This window comes from Microbacterium sp. LjRoot45 (assembly GCF_964253325.1).
Taxonomy (GTDB): domain Bacteria; phylum Actinomycetota; class Actinomycetes; order Actinomycetales; family Microbacteriaceae; genus Microbacterium.
Genome location: NZ_CAXUQM020000001.1, coordinates 1933752 through 1954396, shown reverse-complemented (window position 1 = coordinate 1954396; position 20645 = coordinate 1933752). Strand labels below are relative to the sequence as shown.

Sequence of the window (20645 nt, the reverse complement as noted above, 5' to 3'; positions counted from 1 at the left end):
ACTGCTGCGCGCGCTGCGGGGGGAACGCCCCGACGTCGCGCCCGTGTGGTTCATGCGCCAGGCGGGCCGATCGCTGCCGGAGTATCGGGCATTGCGTAGCCGCGGCACGATGATCGAGGCCTGCCTCGACCCGGCGCTCGCCAGCGAGATCACCCTCCAGCCCGTGCGGCGGCACGGCGTCGACGCGGCCATCTTCTTCAGCGACATCGTCGTGCCGCTCGCCCTCATCGGGATCGACGTCGAGATCGCGGCCGGGCGCGGACCCGTCTTCTCTCATCCGCTGCGCACCGCCGCCGACATCGCGAAGGCCGTCGAGATCGATCCTGCGCTCGTCCGAGAGCGCGGCGAGGTCATCGTCGACGCGGTCGCCCGCACGACCGACATGCTCGCGGAAGAGGCCGCCGGGCGTGGTGAGCCGCTGCCGCTCATCGGGTTCGCCGGCGCGCCGTTCACCCTCGCGGCCTACCTCGTCGAGGGGGGACCGTCCAAGGACCACCTCGCGGCGCGTCGTCTCATCCACGACGATCCGGCGGCCTGGCGTGCGCTTACCGCGTGGCTGGCCGAAGTGACGGGTCAGTTCCTCGCGCTGCAGGTCTCGGCGGGCGCGAGCGCCGCCCAGCTGTTCGACTCGTGGGCCGGTGCCCTCGCCCCCGCCGTGTACCGGGAGTCGGTGCTGCCGGCATCCGCTGCGGCGCTGCGTGCCGTGCGCGAACTGGCCGTGCCGGCGGGAAGCGGCATCGATCGCGTGCCGCTCATCCACTTCGGGGTCGGAACGGGCGAGCTCCTCGCCGACATGGCCTCTCTCGACATCGATGCGATCGGTGTCGACTACCGGGTGCGGCTCGACGACGCGGTGGGCCGCATCGGGCGCGACCTGACGGTGCAGGGCAACCTCGACCCGGCTCTCCTGTTCGCTCCCGAGCCGGTGCGCACGGCCGCCGTGCACGACATCCTCGCCGCCGGCACCGCCGCGCGCGCCCACGTGTTCAACCTCGGTCATGGCGTTCCGATGGACGCCGACCCCGACGCGATCGGGGCGGTGGTGCGGACGGTGCACGAGTGGCGGATGCCGTGACGCGCACCGACTCCTCGTCCGCCGACCGGAGCGACCTCGTGGTCGTCGGCGGCGGGATCGCCGGACTCGTGATTGCGCGGGATGCCGCGCGGGCCGGCCTGCGGGTCGTGCTCCTCGACGCGTCGCGCCACCGCGGCGGGATGCTGCGTCGCGGCGATCTCGCCGGCATCCCCATCGACCTCGGGGCGGAGTCGTTCGCGACCCGCACCGACGGGGTCGCGGAGCTCGTCGCCGACCTCCCGGCGGATGCCGCCCTGGAGATCGTCGCCCCCGCTCCGGGCGGTGCGCACCTCGCGGCCCTCGCCGACGGGGAGGTGCTCCGCGCGCCGTTGCCGCGCCGCACCGTGCTCGGCATCCCCGCCGATCCGCTGGCCGACGATGTCGTGCGCATCCTCGGCGACGCCGCCGCACGCCGCGTCGCCGCCGAGCGCCACACCGAAGCGCCCGCGATGGCGGACGAGGAGCCCAGCCTCGCCGATCTCGTCGCGCAGCGGTGCGGGCCGGAGCTCGTGCGACGACTGGTCGATCCGCTGTGCCGCAGTGTCTACTCCGCTCCCGCCGACCGCCTCTCCCTGTCGCGATTGCACCCCGCGCTCTGGGGGGCGTACCTGACGGGCGGGTCGCTCGTGGCCGCCGCGGCGTCGCTCGCCCGACCCGAACGCGCCGGTGCCGCCGTCGCGGGCATCGCGGGCGGGATGTGGCGCCTCGCGGATGCCGTCGCGCGCGATGCCGAACGTCACGGTGCGCTCCTTCGCACCGGCGCGTCCGTCGTGCGCGTCACACCGGCGAGCGATGGCGACGACATCGCCGTGGAACTCGGGAACGGCGAGGTGTTCCGTGGGCAGCGGGTCGTCATCGCCGCCGGCGCCACCGCCGCACGTCGCCTGCTCGGCGGCACGCCCGAAGAGACCGCCCCGGTCCGGGTCGTGGCCGCCCTCGTCCACGCGCCCGCGCTCGATCACCACCCCGTCGGCTCCGGCGTGATCGCGGCGGTCGACGTACCGTCGGCGGCGAAGGCCCTCACCCACGTCACGGCCAAGTGGGCGTGGGCCGCGGCATCCGTGCCCGCCGGGCAGCACATCGTCCGCCTCTCGGCGCGCGACGCCGACGCCCCGCTCTCGTCGCCGGAGGATCTCGCGCGGGAGATCGCCCTCCTCACCGGCGTCGACATCGCCGCCGCCGACGTCCTCGCCGTCACGTCGGCGGAGTGGACGGATGCCGTCGCGAACGCACCCGCAGACGACCGCGAGCTGTCGGCGCTCGCCGCCCGCGGCATCCACGTCGCGGGAGCGACCGTCGCGGGCACCGGCCTCGCCTCCGTCGTGCCCCATGCGCGCGAGCTCGCGCGCGAACTCGTCGCGCGCCACGCCGCGACGCATACGACCTCGCCGTCCGACACCTCGGCGGCCCCCGACCACCCCACGACCTCCCGGAGGATCGCATGACGGAAGAGAACCTCGTCGGCTACACCCTGTTCGCCGTGCTGAGCGCTGCGCGCACGCGCGACGGCATCCGGCCCGCGCCGCCCACGCCGGAGGCGCTGCACGCCCTCGACACCGAGATCGAGGCGCTCGCCGCCGCGGGCGTCACGGTGCGGGGGATCTACGACGTGACCGGCATGCGCGCCGACGCCGACCTCATGGTCTGGCTGCACGGCGACACCGCCGAGTCGCTGCAGAAGGGGCTGCGCGCCCTCCGCCGCACCGACGTGCTCCGGGGATTCTCGTGCGAGTGGAGCGCGATGGGGGTGCACCGGGAGGCGGAGTTCAACAAGCGTCACGTGCCGGGGTACCTCCGCGGGGAGCGGGCCCGTGACTGGCTGTGCCTGTACCCGTTCGTCCGCAGCTACGAGTGGTATCTGCTGCCCGAGGCCGAGCGTGCCGCGATGCTCGCCGAGCACGGCCGGAAGGGTGCTGTGTTCACCGATGTCGTCGCCAACACGGTGTCGACCTTCGCGCTCAGCGACTACGAGTGGCTCCTCCCGCTGGAGAGCGACGAGCTCCTCAGCCTCGTCGACCTCATGCGGGATCTGCGCGCGACCGAGGCGCGCCGTCACGTGCGCGAGGAGGTTCCGTTCTACACGGGCCGTCGCGTGTCCACGGCGGAGCTCGCGGAGGTGCTCTCCTGATGGCTGAGAACATCGGCGCTGCCACCCCCGCCACGCCCGAGGGCTTCCGCCCCAAGCCGCCGCGCGCGCAGTCTGCACCCGTGTGCGGTGAGGGATGCCGCGTGCCGGCGGCCACGCCCGCCACCTGCGCGGGTGAACCCCATGTGTCGCAGCCGGTCGCCTACGACGGCGTGCTGCTCCTCGGCTTCGGCGGTCCCGAAGGTCAGGACGACGTCATCCCGTTCCTCCGCAACGTCACCGCCGGTCGCGGCATCCCCGACGAGCGGCTGGAGGAGGTGGCGCACCACTACCGGCACTTCGGCGGCGTGTCGCCCATCAACGACCACAACCGGGAGCTGAAGGCGGCCCTCGACGCGGAGCTCGCCGCGCGCGGCCTCGATCTGCCGGTGCACTGGGGAAACCGCAACTGGATGCCGTACGTCGCCGACGCGCTCCAGGACGCGGTGGCAGCGGGCCGTCGCCGTCTCCTCGCGATCGCGACGAGCGCGTACTCGTCGTACTCCTCGTGTCGCCAGTACCGCGAAGACCTCGCGGACGCCGTCGAGGCGACGGGCCTGGGCGGACAGGTGGAGATCGACAAGGTCCGGCAGTTCTTCGACCACCCGGGCTTCATCACTCCGTTCGTCGACGGCCTCCGCACGGCCGTCGCGGAGCTCGCCCAGCGCGGAATCACCGATGTGGCCGCGGATGTCGAGGTGCTGTTCTCGACGCACTCGATCCCCGACTCCGACGCCGACCGGTCGGGTCCGCCGGAGCGCGGGTTCGGTGCGGGCGGGGCGTACGTCGCCCAGCACCTGGCCGTCGCGGAGCAGATCATGGCGCAGCTGGGCATCGGCAGTACGTGGCAGCTCGTGTTCCAGAGCCGGTCGGGTCCGCCGCAGGTGCCGTGGCTGGAACCCGACATCAACGACGCGCTGGAGGACCTCCCCGCACGCGGCCGGAAGGCCGTCCTCATCGTGCCGCTCGGATTCGTGAGCGATCATATGGAGGTGCTCTGGGACCTCGACACCGAGGCGCTCGAGACGGCCGAACGGCTCGGACTCGTGGCGCTGCGGACGGCCACGCCCGGAACCCACCCCGCCTATGTGTCGGGTCTCGTCGACCTCATCGAGGAACGCCTGCGAGGGACGCCGGTCGACGAGCGGCCCCACCTCACCGATCTCGGGCCGTGGTACGACGTGTGCCGTCCCGGCTGCTGCGAGAACAAGCGGCTGGGGTTCCAGCCGGCCCTCGCCGGGATCGCGCCGTGACCGACGCGCTCCGGCTGGGCACGCGAGCGAGCGCGCTGGCGACCACCCAGTCCGGGCACGTCGCCGACGCGCTGCGCGCCGCCACCGGGCGCGACGTCGAACTCGTGCCGATCACGACGGCCGGTGACGTGCTCACCGGTCCGCTCGCCCAGCTCGGCGGCACGGGCGTGTTCGTGGCGGCGCTGCGCGATGCCCTGCTGCGCGGAGCGTGCGACCTCGTCGTGCACTCCATGAAGGATCTGCCCACGGGAGCCGTCCTGGGTCTGCGCATCGCCGCCGTCCCCGAGCGCGCGTCGCAGCGCGATGTGCTGTGCGCCCGCGACGGGCTCTCCCTCGACGAGCTGCCGTTCGGTGCCGTGGTCGGCAGCGGTTCGCCGCGCCGCGTCGCCCAGCTCCTGCGGCGGCGGCCGGACCTCGACGTCCGCGGCATCCGGGGCAACGTCGATACCCGCCTCCGGAAGGTCCACGAGGGGGAGTACGACGCGACGGTGCTCGCCGAGGCGGGACTCGCGCGGCTCGGCCGCACCGAGGAGATCAGCGATGTGTTCGACCTGGATACGTGGCCCACGTCCGCCGGGCAGGGCGCCCTCGCCGTCGAGCTGCGCACCGACGACCCGGCGCTGGCGGACGCGGTCGCGGCGATCGGTCACGAGACGTCGACGACGGCGAGCCTCTGGGAGCGCGATGTGCTTCGCCGACTGGAGGCCGGCTGCGCCGCGCCGGTCGGCATCAGCGCACAACCGGCATCCGACGGGACGGTCGCTCTCGTCGCCGAGGTCTACGCCCTCGACGGCGCCGCGTCGGTGCGCGTCGAACGACGCGTCGACGCACCCCGCCTGACCGACTCGCTCGACCGGGATGCCGAGGCCGCCGACATCGTCGCCGAACTGCTCGCTGCGGGTGCCGGTGAGCTCGCCGACCTGGCAGGGTCGGCCGACACCGCCGGACCTGCAGGGACGGCGGGAGCGAACCCGTGAGCGGGCACGGACGCCTCCGCGGCGCCTCCGTGCTCGTCCCCCGCGGCGGGCCCTGGGGCGAGCGCGTCCGTGAGGACCTGCAGCGCCGGGGCGCCGAAGCGATCGTCGCCCCCGTCATCGCCTCCGCCCCGCCGCGCGACACGGCGGCCAGGGACCGCGCCTTCGCCGCCCTCGCGCGGGGGGAGTACGCCTGGCTGTTCGTCACCAGCGCCGCCGCCGTCGAGCAGCTGACGCGCGAAGGCATCCGCGTTCCCGCCACCACGCAGATCGCCGCCGTCGGATCGGCGACAGCGCGCGCCGTGGCCGAGACCGGCGCCGAGGTGGCGTTCGTGCCGTCGGGCCCGTCGTCGGCGCGCGCCCTCACGGCGCAGTGGTGCCTCGGGCGCGACCCGCAGGCGACGGGGCGATGCCTCGTCGTGCGGTCCGATCTCGCGACGGCCGTCGTCTCCGACGAACTGGAGCTGCGCGGCTTCTCGGTCGACGTCTGCATCGGCTACCGCACGGTCGGGATCGACCTTCCCGGCGACGTCCGTGCGCGTCTGCAGCGCGGCGGCGTCGACGTCGTGCTGCTCACCTCCCTCAGCGTCGGCCGCGAGCTGCGTCGTCAGGTCGGCGCCCTCCCGCCGTCGACCGTCGTCGCCTCCATCGGGCCGGGGACCACCCGCGACGCCCGCCAGATCGGATACGCCGTCTCGCACACGGCCCGCACCCAGAGCATCGACGCGCTGATCGCCGAACTCGACGCGCCCACGCGCGACACCCCGCACCTGGACGCCCCCGCACCGGATGCCGTCCCCGCTCGAACGGAGCTCACCTCATGACCGCGTTCCCCGAACGGCGCCTGCGGCGCCTTCGCGCCACCCCGGCCCTGCGCCGCCTCGTCGCAGAGACCGACCTGGCTCCCCGCCACCTCGTCCTGCCGGTCTTCGTCAAGGAGGGGATCGAGGTCGCGCAGCCCATCGCGACGATGCCCGGCGTGCACCAGCACCCGCTGGCAGACCTTCCGGCCGTCGTCGAGGAGGCGGCGGCGGCGGGTGTCGGCGGTGTCATGCTGTTCGGCGTCCCCGCGGTGCGCGACGCCGTCGGCTCGGGTGCGACCGACCCCGACGGCATCCTCAATCGCGCCATCGCCGTCGCCGCCGAGGCCGCCGCGGGGCGCCTCACGGTGCAGGCCGACCTGTGCCTCGACGAGTTCACCGACCACGGGCACTGCGGGGTGCTCGCCGCCGACGGAAGCGTCGACAACGACGCGACGCTGGAGGTGTACGCCCGGATGGCGGTCGCACAGGCGGACGCCGGCGCCGACATCCTGGGCCTCTCGGGGATGATGGACGGCCAGGTGCGCGCCGTGCGCGCTGCCCTCGACGCCGTCGGACACAGCCGGGTGGCGATCCTCGCCTACGCCGCGAAGTACGCCTCGGCGTTCTACGGCCCCTTCCGCGACGCGGTCGAATCGACTCTCGACGGTGACCGTCGCACATACCAGCTCGATCCGGCCAACGGCCGCGAGGGCGTGCAGGAGGCCCTCGTGGATGCCGACGAGGGCGCTGACGTCGTCATGGTGAAGCCCGCCGGACCCTATCTCGACGTGCTGGCCCGCGTCGCCGACGTCTCGCCGGTCCCCGTCTGGGCGTACCAGGTGTCGGGGGAGTACGCGATGATCGAGCACGCCGCCGCCGCGGGACTCATCGACCGCGACCGTGCCGTGGTCGAGACGCTGCTCGGCATCCGCCGTGCCGGCGCGGAGACGATCCTCACCTACTGGGCCGTCGAGGTCGCGCAGCGACTGCGCGCGGGGGAGGTGCGCGCATGACCGGCAACGAAGAACTGTTCGCGCGCGCCCAGCGGGTCATCCCCGGTGGTGTGGACTCGCCCGTCCGCGCCTACGGATCGGTCGGCGGCACCCCGAGGTTCGTGACGTCGGCGCAGGGTCCGTACGTCACCGACGCCGACGGCCGCCGCTACGTCGACCTGGTCGCGAGCTGGGGTCCGGCCCTCCTCGGACACGCCCACCCCGAGGTCGTCGAGGCCGTCGTCGCCGCGGCGCGACGCGGCCTGTCGTTCGGGGCCCCCACCGCCGCCGAAGCCGAGCTCGCCGAACTCATCGCCGCCCGCGTTCCCGGGGTCGAGAAGGTGCGACTGGTCTCCACGGGCACCGAGGCCACCATGACCGCCATCCGCCTCGCCCGGGGCGCCACCGGCCGCGATCTCCTCATCAAGTTCGCCGGTCACTACCACGGCCACTCCGACGGCCTGCTCGCCGCCGCCGGGTCGGGGCTCGCGACCTTCGCGCTCCCGGGCTCGGCCGGCGTGCCCGAGGCGGTCGCGGCGCAGACCCTCGTTGTGCCCTACAACGACATCGACGCGCTGGAAGCCGCTTTCGCCGCCCACCCGGGCCGCATCGCCGCCGTCATCACCGAGGCCGCCGCCGCCAACATGGGAGTCGTGGCCCCGGCATCCGGGTTCTCCGCGGCGATGCAGGCCCTCGTGCGGAGAGAGGGCGCGCTCCTCATCAGCGACGAGGTGCTCACCGGCTTCCGCGCCGCCGCCGGCGGATACGCGCAGGTGCTGCGGGAGGCCGGGGAAGAGGTGATCCCCGATCTCGTCACCTTCGGCAAGGTCATCGGAGGCGGGATGCCGGTGGCCGCCGTCGCCGGCCGCGCCGACGTCATGGACCTCCTGGCGCCCACGGGCCCGGTGTACCAGGCGGGCACCCTCAGCGGGAACCCCGTCGCGGTCGCCGCCGGCCTCGCGACGCTGCGGCTCGCCGACGCCGACGTGTACCGCCGCCTCGCGTCTGCCGCCGACACCGTCGCGACCGCCGTGGGCGAGGCGCTCGCCGAGGCGGGCGTGCCGCACGTCGTCCAGCGGGCGGGCACGCTGTTCAGCGTGTTCTTCGGGCCCGAGGTGGTCGGCGGCGTCCCCGACTATGCGACGGCGCAGCGTCAGGATGCCGCGGCGTACGCGCGCTTCTTCCACGCCATGCTCGGGGCCGGCGTGAGCCTGCCGCCGTCGGCGTTCGAGGCGTGGTTCCTCACCGCCGCCCACGACGAGACCGCGCTCGGCGAGGTGATCGCCGCCCTCCCGGCCGCCGCGCGCGCCGCCTCCGCTCCCGCCTGATCGCGCCCCCAGCCGCGCAGGAGGGGAGGGGACGCGCCAAGTAGGCTGGGGGGATGGCCGTCACACTGCTCGGGGCCGCCGAGATCCGCGCGCTCGCCGCCGACCTGGACGTCACCCCGACCAAGAAGCTCGGGCAGAACTTCGTCGTGGATGCCAACACGGTCCGCAAGATCGTGCACGTCGCCCGTGTCACCGCCGACGACCACGTGGTCGAGGTCGGTCCCGGGCTCGGATCGCTCACCCTCGCGATCCTCGAGACCGGTGCGCCCGTGACCGCCGTTGAGATCGATCACCGCCTCGCCGAGCGACTTCCGCGCACGGCCGCCGCGCACGGTGTGCCCGACGGCGCCCTCCACGTGCTCGCGGCCGATGCGCTGCGGGTGACCGAGCTTCCCGGCGACCCCGACGTCCTCGTCGCGAACCTGCCGTACAACGTCAGCGTTCCGGTGCTCCTCCACTTCATGGAGACCTTCCCCGGCATCCGTCGCGGTGTCGTGATGGTGCAGGCGGAGGTGGGCGAACGGCTCGCCGCTCCGCCCGGCTCCAAGGTGTACGGCGCGCCGAGCGTGAAAGCGGCCTGGTACGGGTCGTGGCGGCTGGCCGGAACCGTCTCGCGGCAGGTGTTCTGGCCCGTGCCGGGGGTCGACAGCGTGCTGGTCGCCTTCGACCGCGACCCCGAGGCGCGCGGCTCGGAAGACGAGCGTCGCCTTACCTTCCGCATCGTGGATGCCGCGTTCCAGCAGCGCCGCAAGATGCTCCGCCAGGCGCTGTCGGGTGTGCTGGGCGGCAACGCCGCGTCAGCCTCCGCGGCGCTCGAGGCTGCCGGGGTGGCTCCGACCGCCCGCGGGGAAGAGCTCGCGATCGAGGACTTCGTCGCGATCGCACGCGCTCAGGTCATGTGACGTTCCGCGCGCGTTCCCCGCGCGGCTACGAAACATGCCGGTAACATTCGGCGTATGCCTACCGCAGAGCATCCGGCTCCCGAACGGGTTCTCCTCCACGTCAGCGACACGCATCTGCGCGCCGGCGCACCTCTCCTGTTCGATGCGATCGACGGCCGGGAACGGCTGTCTCGCGCCCTCGACGGGATCGAGGCGTCGGGGGTGCGTCCCGACGTGATTGTCTTCACCGGCGATCTGGTGGATCTGGGGGAGCGACGTGCCTACGCCGATCTGCGCGCCCTGGTGGAGCCGTTCGCGCACCGCTTGGGCGCAGAGGTCGTCTGGGTCATGGGCAACCACGACGAGCGCGCCGCCTTCCGAGCGGAGCTGTGGGACGAGCGGACCGACGACCGGCGCCCCGTCGACCGGGTCGACGAGTTCGACGGTCTTCGCATCGTCACGCTCGACACCTCGGTGCCCGGTCACCACTACGGCGAAGTCACCGACGATCAGCTCGCCTGGCTCGCGCGGGTGCTCGCGACGCCCGCACCGCTGGGCACCATCCTCGCCATGCACCACCCGCCGGTGCCGAGTGTCCTGGCGCTCGCGGCCAGCGTCGAACTGCGCGACCAGCGGCGCCTCGCCGACGTCGTGCGGGGCACCGACGTGCGCGCGATCATCGCCGGCCATCTCCATTACTCGACGTTCGCGACGTTCGCCGGCATCCCCGTGTCGGTCGCCTCGTCCACGTGCTACGCGCAAGACCTCACCGTGCCGGTGGGCGGCACCCGCCCGCAGGACGGCGCTCAGGCGTTCAACCTCGTGCACGTGTACGACGACACGATCGTCCACGCCGTCGTTCCGGTCGACGTGCCGATTCCCGTCGAGTACACCGACCCCGGGCGTGCGCGCGAGCTGCTCGCCGAGGCCGGAGTGACGGGTGTCAGTGTGACGCGCCGATCCGCTCCGCCGACTCGCCCGGTGCCCGTCCTCCACTGACGTCGGCGTCGGACTCGACGCCCACTTCGGGCAGCTCCCACGGCCCGCGCACGGGGAACATCCGCTCGAGGGTGTCGCGCACCGTCCGGATGCGCACGTCTTCGGGAACCTCGGACGATCCGCCGTCGTTGAGGCAGAACATGTCGACGTCTCGCCGCTTCTCGAGCCGCCGCATCTGGCGCAGCGACGACGCGAGGGTCGACTGCACGTACCGCACGCGGGCCTCCGTCGACACGACCGCACGCCCCGTCATGAGCGCGTAGTAGTGGTACAGGCTGTTGGTGACGGAGATGTCGGTGGCCGAGCGGAAGCGGGATGCCGCGGTGCGGGCGAAGTCGTCGGGGAACTCGCGCTCGAGTTCGGTGAGCACACTGCGTCGCAACGGTGTCGCGCAGTGCTCGAGGTCGCGAAGGATGGTGCGGCCGAAGCGTTCGCGCAGGAGTGCCCGGTTGACGCGCAGCGCGTTGTCGTGGCCGCTGCGGTGCGGGAGGGGATCTCCCGTGCCGATGCGGATCGGACACTCGACGAACTTCGACACCCCTCCGGAGGTAAAGAACAGCTCGGGGCGAACGGGGCGAGCGAAGAACATGTCGTCGTTGGAGTAGAGGAACCGCTCGGCGAGCCCGTCGATGCGATGCAGTTGCGCCTCGACCGCGTGCGAGTTGTGGGTCGGCAGCACGGAGGTGTCGGCGAAGAAGTCCTCGCTGCGCACGAGCGTGACCCGGGGGTCGTCGGCCAGCCACGACGGGCGCGGCGAGTCGGTAGCGATGAAGATGCGTCGCACCCACGGGGCGTACATGTGCACGCTGCGCAGCGCGTACCGCAGCTCGTCGACGTGGCGGTACCGCGCGGCGCTCTCGTCGCCTTCGCCGACGACGTACCCCTCCATCTGCGCGGCACGCTGGCGCTGGAACTCGCTGGACGAACCGTCGACCCACGAGAAGACGAGATCGATCTCGTCGACGACCTCGTCGGGCTGCGGGTCGAACATGCCCTCGAGCGTCGCCCATGACCGTCCGTAGCGGTGCTTCGTCGCCGGTCGCAGGTCGCTGGCCGGGAACACGCGGCGGGTGAGCGCGTTCGCGCGGGGGGCGTGGATCACGTCGCCGTCTCGCCGCCAGAACTCGAGCGCGAAGCTGCAGTCCTTGTCGTAGCGCAGCGAACCCGTCGCGCTGATGCGCGGCCGATACAGCCGGATCGATCGGGCGCCCACGGATGCCGCCTCCGTCGACGGCTCCAGGTCGGCGGCCAGGCCCACCGGCGCCCCCGCAGACTTTGCGTAGAGCGGCTCGCGCTCGCCCAGGGCGCGGAGCACGCCGAGCACCGCATCGCGCTGGGCGGCGTCGACCACGAGGGCGGGGGCGGCGGAGCCGTGACGGATCAAGGTCACCGCGATCCCCGCGGCATCCAGGGCGTCGGCGACCAGGAGCAGATCGGCCTCGAGGGCCTGACCGGGCGTCGTGTCGTCGTGCCGGAGCCGGAACACGCCGTCGTCGAAGACGACGTCGCCCCTGGTGAGCAGTCCCGACCAGGGGTGGGGGTGGGAAGGCAGTGCCTGCAGAGCCGTCATGTGCTCCTCTCTGGCCGCATCGACGATGCGAACCCTCCTCAACGTAGACGGAACATGTGACATCGACGTTTCGTGCCCACCCGTGGTCGGCGTCAGAACGGGTCGCTAGCCTGGGGGAGTGACCGAGAACCGCTTCCCGCCGTCCCGCGGCGGAGACCTGCACCGTCCCTACACCGCCGCCGACGACCGCTACACCTCTACCGAGTACCGTCAGGTCGGCGCGAGCGGGCTGTACCTCCCGCCCGTCTCCCTCGGACTGTGGTGGAACTTCGGCGACAACTACCCCTTCGACGGCCAGCGAGCGCTGCTGCGCCATGCGTTCGACCGGGGCATCACGCACTTCGATCTCGCGAACAACTACGGCCCGCCGTACGGCTCCGCCGAGACCAACTTCGGCCGCATGATGCGTGAGGACTTCGGCCGGTACCGCGACGAGCTCATCATCTCCTCCAAGGCCGGCTACGACATGTGGCAGGGGCCCTACGGGCAGTGGGGGTCGCGGAAGTACCTGCTGGCCAGCGCCGAGCAGTCGCTCACGCGGATGAGCATCGACTACGTCGACATCTTCTACTCGCATCGGTTCGATCCCGTCACGCCTCTCGAGGAGACGATCGGGGCGCTCGACACCCTCGTGCGCCAGGGCAAGGCGCTCTATGTCGGCATCTCGTCCTACAGCGCCACGCAGACCGCCGAGGCCGCCGCGATCGCCCGCTCGCTCGGGACGCCCCTCGTGATCCACCAGCCGTCCTACTCGATCCTCGATCGCTGGATCGAAGACGGCTTGACGGGGGTTCTCCGTCAGGAGGGGATGGGGGCGATCGCCTTCGTTCCGCTCGCGCAGGGTCTTCTCACGAACCGCTACCTCGGCGACGGCACGTCGGAGCGTTCCCAGCAACGGTCGTCGCTCCCCGGTTCGACCTTGTCCGACAGCGCGCTGTCGGGCCTGAGGTCGCTCGACGTCATCGCGCGGGAACGCGGTCAGACGCTTGCCCAGCTCGCCCTGCAGTGGGTGCTGCGCGACGGTGTCGTCACGTCGGCGCTCATCGGCGCGTCCCGCCCCGAGCAGCTCGACGAGAACCTCGCCGCCCTGTCCGGCCCGGCGTTCGACACCGAGGAGCTCGAGCAGATCGACGTGATCGCCGCCGGCATCGATCAGCTGTGGGCGCCGACCGCGTGAGCCTCAGTCGACAGCCCGAGCGCCGGGTGCACGTGCGCGCGCCCGGCAAGGTGAACATCTTCTTCGAGGTCGGCGACGTGCAGTCCGACGGCTACCACGACGTTGCGTCGGTGTACCAGGCCGTCTCGATGTACGAAGACCTCTCGGCGACGACCGACGACGAGTTCTCGATCTCCGTGACGGGCGACGTCGACGTGAGCGGGGTGCCGCTGGATGACCGCAATCTCGCCGTCCGCGCTGCCCGGCTCGTCGCGCGCGAGGTCGGGTGGGAGTACGGCGTGCGCCTCGACGTGCACAAGAGTGTTCCGGTCGCCGGGGGCATGGGCGGCGGCTCGGCGGATGCCGCGGCGGCGCTCGTCGCGGTGAACGAGCTGCTCGACGGGCGGCTGTCGTCAGCCGAGCTGCACGCTCTCGGAGCGCAGTTGGGCGCCGACGTGCCGTTCGCGCTGCGCGGGGGCACCGCCGTGGGCACGGGACGCGGTGACGAGCTCGCGCCGGCACTCGTGCGCGGCCGCTTCGACTGGGTGTTCGTGACGCACGTCGAAGGGCTGTCGACGCCGGAGGCGTACGCGGGCCTCGACGCGCTGCGCGCTCGCACCGACATCTCGCCCTCCCGCGGGGTCCCCGCCGTCGATCCCGCCGTGCTCCAGGCGCTCCGTGGCGGAGATGCCGCCGCGCTCGCCGCCGCGATGCGCAACGACCTGCAACCGGTCGCCGTCCAGCGGCGTCCCGAGCTGGGCGAGCTGATCGAGGAGGGCGTCGGTCGCGGTGCGCTCGCGGGGATCGTGTCGGGGTCGGGACCCACCGTCGCCTTCCTGGCATCCGATGAGCGCGGCGCCGCCGCCCTCGCGCGAGACCTCTCCGATGCCGGACACGCGGCCGTCGCCGTGCACGGTCCCGTCGCCGGTGCGCGCATCCTCACGATCGACTGAGCGGAGACTCGCCATGACCGAACTCGATCAGACCTTCCACGACGCCCCGATCGATGCGGCATCCCTCGACGGTGTCGCGGCGCAGGGACTCGGCCTCCGCCGCATCGACGATGCGTCACGACCCGAGGTCGACCGCTGGCTCGATGCCGTCGTCCGCGGATTCCTCGGCAGTGAGCGCAACGAGACGCAATGGCAGGCCTTCTTCGATCTCGGCGCCTATCGTCGCAAGCTCGGCGTCTACGATGCCGGCGCCCCTCTGCCGGAGGTGCCGGTGGCGACCTTCGCGTCGTGGGGTGCCCGTCTGACGGTGCCCGGCGGCGAAGTGGCGACGTGCGCGATCAGCTCGGTCACGGTCGCCCCCACGCATCGTCGCCGCGGACTTCTGCGGCACATGATGTCGGGCGAGCTGCGCACGGCGGCCGCTCTCGGATTCCCCGTCGCCTCGCTGACGGTGAGCGAGTCGAGCATCTACGGCCGCTACGGGTTCGCACCGGCGGCGGCAGCGGCGGAGTGGGAGATCGACGCCCGCCGCGCGGGCTGGGTGGGGCCCGAACCCGAGGGCCGCATCGACTTCGTCTCGCGCGACCAGGCGAGAGAGCTCGCCCCGGTGCTCCACGAGCGCACGCGCACGGCGTCGCCCGGCGAGATCGACATGCCCGGCGGACACTGGGACCGGTTCTTCGGCACGCGGCACGATGCCGAGAAGGCCGAGGAACTGCGCGCCGTGCAGTTCCGCTCGCCCGACGGTTCGGTCGACGGCCTGGCCCTCTATCGCGTGACGGAGAACCACGACGACTTCGCGGCATCCCGGGTCGACGTGCAGCTCCTTCTCAGTGCGACGGATGCCGCCTATGCGGCGCTCTGGCGGTTCCTGCTGTCGATGGACCTCATCGGCACGGTGCGGGCGGGGGAGCTGTCGACCGACGAGCCGCTGTGGTGGATGCTGGCCGACCAGCGCGCCGCGAAGATCACGGTGCGCGACCACCAGTACGTGCGCATCCTCGATCCCGTCGCCGCGCTGACGGCGCGCCGATGGGACGTCAGCGACGCGGTCGTGCTGGAGGTGTCCGATCCGCTCGGGATCGCGGCGGGACCGTATGTCTTGCGCACGGGCCCCGACGGTGCGGCCGAGGTCGAGCGCGGAGACGTCGACGACGCGGACCTGAGTGCCGCACTGCGCGTCGCATTGGGCGTCGCGGAGCTGTCGGCGATCCTCCTCGGCGGGGTGTCCGCGGCGACGCTCGCGGCCGCGGGTCGCATCCGCACCGACGACCCGGGCCGCCTCGCGCGCCTGTTCGCCGGCACTGTGACGCCGCGGCTCAGCTTCTGGTACTGACCTCCGGGGCATCCCTGGTGGCGCGGGCGAGGCTTGGGCCACGCGCGGCGGCCGCGGAGCGGAGGACATCTGCACAGCGGAGGTGGCATCCGCTCGATTCGCCCTCCGATACGCGGATCTCCTCCGAAACGACGCGCGCGCCGACGGCCCCCGCTGGCACCCCGCGCCGCGCCGCGCCCGGCGCGTACGAGCGCACCGCCGCGAGCGCCTAGCCTGGATGACGACATGGCACATCTGCTCGGGGCCGAAGGCCTGCACCTGGAATACCCCACGAAGGTCGTCTTCGACGGCGTCTCTCTCGGCGTCGACGAGGGGGACCGCATCGGCATCGTGGGGCGCAACGGCGACGGCAAGTCGAGCCTCATGTCGATGCTCGCCGGGAAGCGGGAGCCGGATGCCGGTCGCGTGACGGTGCGCGGAGGGGTGCGCATCGGCATGCTCGATCAGGCCGACGTGCTGTCCGACGAGGAGACCGTCGGCGGGGCGATCGTGGGCGACCGGCCGGAGCACGAATGGGCCGGCGACGCGGCCGTGCGCGATGTCATCGCCGGACTCGTCGGCGACCTCGACTGGAACGGCGCGCTGGGCGCACTCTCGGGAGGGCAGCGCCGCCGCGTCGCCCTCGCGCGCCTCCTCGCGGGCGACTGGGACGTGCTCGCCCTCGACGAGCCCACCAACCACCTCGACGTCGAGGCGGTCGCCTGGCTCGCCGAGCACCTGAAGCGACGCTGGTCGCCCAGCTCGGGGGCGCTCCTCGTCGTGACCCACGACCGGTGGTTCCTCGACGAGGTCTGCACGCGCACGTGGGAGGTGCACGACCGGATCGTCGAACCGTTCGACGGCGGGTACGCGGCGTACATCCTGCAGCGCGTCGAACGCGACCGGCAGGCGGCCTCCATCGAGGCCCGCCGTCAGAACCTCGCCCGCAAGGAGCTCGCGTGGCTGCGCCGCGGTGCGCCGGCGCGCACCTCCAAGCCGAAGTTCCGCATCGACGCGGCCAACGAGCTGATCGCGGATGTGCCGGAGCTCCGCGACCGCGTATCGCTGCAGTCGCTCGCCGTCGCCCGACTCGGGAAGGACGTCGTCGACCTCCTGGATGCCGGCGTCGTCTACGACGATCGCCCCGTGCTCAGCGACGTGGAGTGGCGGATCGCGCCGGGGGAGCGCACCGGCATCCTGGGCGTGAACGGTGCCGGGAAGTCGACGCTGCTCGGTCTCGTGGCCGGCACCGTCGAGCCGACCAGCGGGCGGGTCAAGCGCGGGAAGACGGTGCGGGTCGCGACCCTCACGCAGCGGATGGACGAGCTCGACCCGCATCTGGACGAACCGGTGCGCGTCGTCGTCGGTCGCCTGCGGACGACATACGAGTTCGGCACGGGCTCCAAGGCGCAGGAACTCACGCCCGGTCAGCTCCTGGAGCGCATGGGGTTCTCGTCGGCGCAGCTGTCGACGCCCGTGAAAGACCTCTCCGGCGGCCAGAAGCGGCGTCTTCAACTCCTGCTGATCCTGCTCGACCAGCCCAACGTGCTGATCCTCGACGAGCCGACCAATGACCTCGACACCGACATGCTGGCCGCGATCGAGGAACTGCTGGATGCCTGGGCGGGCACGCTCCTCGTCGTCAGCCACGACCGCTACTTCATGGAGCGGGTGACCGATCAGCAGTACGCCGTCATGAACGGGCATCTGCGTCATCTCCCGGGCGGCGTCGACGAGTACCTGCGTCTGCGGCGCGCGCAGCAGGCGACCGGCCGACCGGCATCGTCTTCGCCCGCCGCGCCGGCATCTACCCCTGCCGCGTCGTCGCTCGCGGGCGCCGACCGTCGCGCGGCGCAGAAGGAGCTGCAGGCCACGGAGCGCCGGCTCTCGAAGCTCACGGCGCAGGTGGATGCCGACCGCACCGCGCTCGCCGATCACGACCAGTCCGATTACGTCGGTCTCGGGGAGAAGATGCGCAAGATCGGCGAGATGGATGCCGAGATCGCCGCGCTCGAAGAACGCTGGCTCGAACTGTCGGAGTCGCTCGAAGCCTGAGAGGCCGCGTCAGCGCGACGTGTCGAAACCGAGGCTGAGTTTGCGAAGGAGTGCGGCGAGCCGGTCGCGATCGGTGCGCGAGAGCACCGCGAGGAGTACGGCTTCGGCATCCACGAGTCGCGTGATGGCGGCATCGACGCGCGTGCGCCCGTCTTCGGTGAGCGTCACGAGGACGCTGCGCCCGTCGGCCGGGTCGGCCTCGCGGCGGACGAGTCGGCGGCCGACGAGACGGTCGATGCGATTGGTCATGGTGCCGCTGGAGACCAGTGTCTGCTGGAGCAGCTGCTTCGGGCTCAGCTGGTAGGGCTCGCCTGCCCGGCGCAGCGCCGACAGCACGTCCCACTCCCACGGCTCGAGCTCGCTTCGACGGAACGCCTCACGGCGCGCGCGGTCGAGGTGGCGCGAGAGACGGTCGACGCGCGAGAGCACTTCGAGGGGCGAGAAATCGAGGTCGGGTCGCTGCGTCGTCCACGCGTCGACGATCCGGTCGACCTCATCGTGTTCGGCGGTCACTCCGCCATTATCCCGGGTCGAGGCATCGCCCGCGCGAACCGGGGGATGGCGCCGCCCGTGGCAGACTGGACGGTGCGGCCCCGCCCTGCGGTCCGCGGTCCGCCGTGGTGTAATGGCAGCACGACAGCCTTTGGAGCTGTGAGGTCTAGGTTCGAGTCCTGGCGGCGGAGCATGACGGAGAACACTCTCGACCCCTCGCTGGCCGTGGTCATTCTCGCGGCGGGGCAGGGTACCCGCATGCGCTCCGCGCTCCCGAAGGTGCTCCACCGCATCGGCGGGCGGCCCCTGGTCGGGCACGTGCTCGACACGGCCCGTGACCTGGCTCCCGCGCACGTCGTGGTGGTCGTGCGTCACGAGCGCGACCAGGTCGCCGAGGCCGTTCTCGGGGTCTCGCCCGAAGTCGTCGTCGTCGACCAGGACGAGGTCGCCGGCACGGGGCGCGCGGTCGAGATCGCCCTGTCCGCACTGCCCGACTTCGACGGCGACGTGCTCGTGCTGAGCGGCGACGTGCCCCTGCTGGATGCCGACACCCTCGCTGCCGTCGTGGGCGCCCACCGCGCTGCGGCGTCCGCAGCGACGCTGCTGAGTGCGGTCGTCGACGAGCCCACCGGCTACGGCCGGGTGCTGCGCGACGCCGACGGCGGCGTCGCGCGCATCGTGGAGCAGAAGGACGCGACCGACGACGAGGCCGCCGTCCGTGAGATCAACGCGGGCGTGTACGTCTTCGCCGCGCGGGAGCTGCGCACCCGCCTCCCGCTCCTCCGCACGGACAACGCGCAAGGGGAGAAGTACCTCACCGACGTCATCGGACTCCTGCGCGCCGACGACCGCGCCGTTGCGGCATCCGTCGTAGCCGACGTGTCCGTCACCCTCGGCGTCAACGACCGTGCCCAGCTCGCGGAGGCGGGCCGGCTCCTCAACGCCCGCACCGTGCGGCGGTGGCAGCTGGCCGGGGTGACGATCCAAGACCCGGCGACCACGTGGATCGATGTGACCGCCACGCTCGCCCCCGACGTGACCGTGCTGCCCAACACCCACATCCTGCGCGCGACGACGGTCGAGACCGGCGCGATCGTCGGCCCCGACACGACCCTCGAGGACTGCGAGGTCGGCGAGGGCGCGGTCGTCCGCCGGACGGATGCCACGCTCGCCGTCATCGGCGCGGGCGCGACCGTCGGACCGTTCGCCTACCTGCGTCCGGGCACGCAGCTGGCCGCCCGCGGGAAGATCGGCACCTTCGTCGAGACGAAGAACTCCACGATAGGCGAGGGCAGCAAGGTGCCGCATCTGTCCTACATCGGCGACACGACGATCGGCCGCGGCGTGAACCTCGGCGCCGGCGCGATCACCGCGAACTACGACGACATCGCCAAGCACCGCACCGAGATCGGCGACGAGGTGCACTCCGGCTCGCACAACGTGTTCGTCGCGCCCGTTAGGATCGGAGATGGCGCCAAGACGGGCGCCGGAGCGGTCATCCGAAAGGACGTCCCCCCCGGTGCGCTCGCTCTCAGCGTGACCCCTCAGCGCAACGTCGAGGGGTGGGTCGAGAATCACCGACCGGGCACGGAAGCGGCCGCAGCCGCCGCACGTGCGCGGTCCGCACAGAAAGCGGACGATGGCGCGCAAGAACAAGGCGACTGATCCCGAGAGGGACGACATCGCCCCCGGCCTCGTCGTGAAGACGAAGAAGCGTCTCGTCGTGGCGGCGGGCAGCTCCCACCCCGAACTCGCGCAGCAGGTGGCCGCGGAGCTGGGGTCGAGCCTCGTGCCGACCGAGCACCGCACCTTCGCCTCCGGCGAGATCCTCACGCGCTTCGAGGTGTCCATCCGCGGATGCGACATCTTCCTCATCCAGTCGTTCGGCCCGCCGGTCAACGAGTGGCTCATGGAACTGCTCATCATGCTGGATGCCGCCAAGCGCGCATCTGCGAAGCGCATCTCCGTCGTCGCCCCGTACTACCCGTATTCCCGGCAGGACAAGAAGGGCCGTGGGCGCGAGCCCATCAGTGCGCGTCTCGTCGCCGACCTGCTCAAGACGGCCGGTGCCGACCGCGTCATGAGCGTCGACCTCCACGCGGCCCAGATCCAGGGCTTCTTCGACGGTCCCGTCGATCACCTCTTCGCCAAGCCCGTGCTGCTCGACTACTTCGAGAAGAGCCTGTCGCCCGAAGACCGCGCGAAGCTCACCGTCGTCTCGCCCGACACCGGCCGCGTGCGTGTGGCCGACACCTGGTCGGACAGCCTCGACGCGCCGCTCGCGATCATCCACAAGCGTCGTGACCCCAACGTCGCCAACCAGGTGACCGTCAATGACATCGTCGGCAACGTCGAGGGGCGTGTCTGCCTTCTCGTCGACGACATGATCGACACCGGCGGGACGATCGTGAAGGCTGCGCAGGCCCTCAAGAAAGACGGCGCCGAGCGCGTCATCGTCGCAGCGACGCACGCAATCTTCAGCGACCCGGCCAGCACGCGCCTGCAGGACGACGCGATCGACGAAGTGGTCGTCACCGACACGATCCCGCTGCCGCCTGAGAAGCGGTTCCCGGGGCTCACGGTGCTCCCGATCGCCCCGCTGCTCGCGCGGGCGATCAAGGAGGTCTTCGAGGACGGGTCGGTCACGAGCATGTTCGACGGCGCGGCCTGACGG

The 20645-nt window shown here is 72.2% G+C and carries 18 protein-coding genes and 1 tRNA gene; 17 read left to right on the top strand and 2 right to left on the bottom strand.

Translation table 11 applies throughout. The annotated features are described in order from the left end of the window. Positions 1-4 precede the first annotated feature (4 nt). Genes hemE through ACSQ18_RS09230 form a run of 10 tightly spaced genes read left to right on the top strand, consistent with a single transcriptional unit; the run spans position 5 to position 10430 of the window. On the top strand, positions 5-1075 hold the full coding sequence (gene hemE / locus ACSQ18_RS09275; protein WP_436038419.1) for a uroporphyrinogen decarboxylase: 1071 nt from the start codon (positions 5-7) through the stop codon (positions 1073-1075). Then, positions 1060-2520, top strand: coding sequence for a protoporphyrinogen/coproporphyrinogen oxidase (locus tag ACSQ18_RS09270; RefSeq protein WP_436036938.1), 1461 nt, complete (start codon positions 1060-1062; stop codon positions 2518-2520). Before hemE ends, ACSQ18_RS09270 begins: the two co-directional genes overlap by 16 nt. Continuing rightward, positions 2517-3203 (top strand): hydrogen peroxide-dependent heme synthase, encoded by a 687-nt coding sequence (gene hemQ / locus ACSQ18_RS09265; protein ID WP_436036936.1) that lies wholly within the window; start codon positions 2517-2519, stop codon positions 3201-3203. The genes ACSQ18_RS09270 and hemQ overlap by 4 nt, the downstream gene beginning before the upstream one ends. Further along, complete coding sequence (locus ACSQ18_RS09260) at positions 3203-4453, top strand: ferrochelatase (RefSeq protein WP_436036934.1); 1251 nt, start codon at positions 3203-3205, stop codon at positions 4451-4453. Before hemQ ends, ACSQ18_RS09260 begins: the two co-directional genes overlap by 1 nt. After that, positions 4450-5430 (top strand): hydroxymethylbilane synthase, encoded by a 981-nt coding sequence (gene hemC, locus ACSQ18_RS09255; protein ID WP_436036932.1) that lies wholly within the window; start codon positions 4450-4452, stop codon positions 5428-5430. The genes ACSQ18_RS09260 and hemC overlap by 4 nt, the downstream gene beginning before the upstream one ends. Continuing rightward, entirely contained in the window at positions 5427-6251 is an 825-nt protein-coding gene (locus ACSQ18_RS09250) for a uroporphyrinogen-III synthase (RefSeq protein ID WP_436036930.1), read from the top strand. The genes hemC and ACSQ18_RS09250 overlap by 4 nt, the downstream gene beginning before the upstream one ends. Further along, entirely contained in the window at positions 6248-7243 is a 996-nt protein-coding gene (gene hemB / locus ACSQ18_RS09245; RefSeq protein WP_436036928.1) for a porphobilinogen synthase, read from the top strand. The genes ACSQ18_RS09250 and hemB overlap by 4 nt, the downstream gene beginning before the upstream one ends. Further along, positions 7240-8550, top strand: coding sequence for a glutamate-1-semialdehyde 2,1-aminomutase (hemL, locus tag ACSQ18_RS09240; protein WP_436036926.1), 1311 nt, complete (start codon positions 7240-7242; stop codon positions 8548-8550). The genes hemB and hemL overlap by 4 nt, the downstream gene beginning before the upstream one ends. A gap of 53 nt (positions 8551-8603) precedes the next feature. Then, positions 8604-9452 (top strand): 16S rRNA (adenine(1518)-N(6)/adenine(1519)-N(6))-dimethyltransferase RsmA, encoded by an 849-nt coding sequence (gene rsmA / locus ACSQ18_RS09235; RefSeq protein ID WP_436036924.1) that lies wholly within the window; start codon positions 8604-8606, stop codon positions 9450-9452. Positions 9453-9506: 54 nt separating this feature from the next. Further along, on the top strand, positions 9507-10430 hold the full coding sequence (locus ACSQ18_RS09230) for a phosphodiesterase (RefSeq protein WP_436036922.1): 924 nt from the start codon (positions 9507-9509) through the stop codon (positions 10428-10430). On the opposite strand, the gene ACSQ18_RS09225 is transcribed toward ACSQ18_RS09230, so the two are convergent. Further along, entirely contained in the window at positions 10375-12000 is a 1626-nt protein-coding gene (locus tag ACSQ18_RS09225; protein ID WP_436036920.1) for a stealth conserved region 3 domain-containing protein, read from the bottom strand. The genes ACSQ18_RS09230 and ACSQ18_RS09225 overlap by 56 nt on opposite strands. Positions 12001-12118: 118 nt before the next feature. Between ACSQ18_RS09225 and ACSQ18_RS09220 the strand changes: the two genes are divergently transcribed. The 4 genes from ACSQ18_RS09220 (at position 12119) to ACSQ18_RS09205 (ending at position 17479) form a co-directional block, all read left to right on the top strand. Then, positions 12119-13177 (top strand): aldo/keto reductase, encoded by a 1059-nt coding sequence (locus tag ACSQ18_RS09220; RefSeq protein ID WP_436036918.1) that lies wholly within the window; start codon positions 12119-12121, stop codon positions 13175-13177. Beyond that, positions 13174-14109, top strand: a complete 936-nt coding sequence (locus tag ACSQ18_RS09215) for a 4-(cytidine 5'-diphospho)-2-C-methyl-D-erythritol kinase (RefSeq protein ID WP_436036916.1) — start codon at positions 13174-13176, stop codon at positions 14107-14109. The genes ACSQ18_RS09220 and ACSQ18_RS09215 overlap by 4 nt, the downstream gene beginning before the upstream one ends. Positions 14110-14122: 13 nt before the next feature. Then, positions 14123-15445, top strand: a complete 1323-nt coding sequence (locus ACSQ18_RS09210; RefSeq protein WP_436036914.1) for a GNAT family N-acetyltransferase — start codon at positions 14123-14125, stop codon at positions 15443-15445. A 225-nt stretch (positions 15446-15670) separates the two neighbouring features. Then, positions 15671-17479 (top strand): ABC-F family ATP-binding cassette domain-containing protein, encoded by a 1809-nt coding sequence (locus ACSQ18_RS09205; protein WP_436036913.1) that lies wholly within the window; start codon positions 15671-15673, stop codon positions 17477-17479. A gap of 9 nt (positions 17480-17488) precedes the next feature. Here ACSQ18_RS09205 and ACSQ18_RS09200 read toward each other — a convergent pair whose 3' ends face one another. Further along, positions 17489-17992 (bottom strand): MarR family winged helix-turn-helix transcriptional regulator, encoded by a 504-nt coding sequence (locus ACSQ18_RS09200; RefSeq protein ID WP_144808333.1) that lies wholly within the window; start codon positions 17990-17992, stop codon positions 17489-17491. 98 nt (positions 17993-18090) lie between these two features. Between ACSQ18_RS09200 and ACSQ18_RS09195 the strand changes: the two genes are divergently transcribed. From ACSQ18_RS09195 to ACSQ18_RS09185, 3 genes are all read left to right on the top strand, one after another. Further along, a tRNA-Gln gene (locus ACSQ18_RS09195) sits at positions 18091-18162 on the top strand. A 1-nt stretch (position 18163) separates the two neighbouring features. Beyond that, positions 18164-19636, top strand: coding sequence for a bifunctional UDP-N-acetylglucosamine diphosphorylase/glucosamine-1-phosphate N-acetyltransferase GlmU (glmU, locus tag ACSQ18_RS09190; RefSeq protein ID WP_436036910.1), 1473 nt, complete (start codon positions 18164-18166; stop codon positions 19634-19636). Further along, on the top strand, positions 19611-20642 hold the full coding sequence (locus ACSQ18_RS09185) for a ribose-phosphate diphosphokinase (protein ID WP_144808329.1): 1032 nt from the start codon (positions 19611-19613) through the stop codon (positions 20640-20642). The genes glmU and ACSQ18_RS09185 overlap by 26 nt, the downstream gene beginning before the upstream one ends. The last annotated feature ends 3 nt before the right edge of the window (positions 20643-20645 follow it).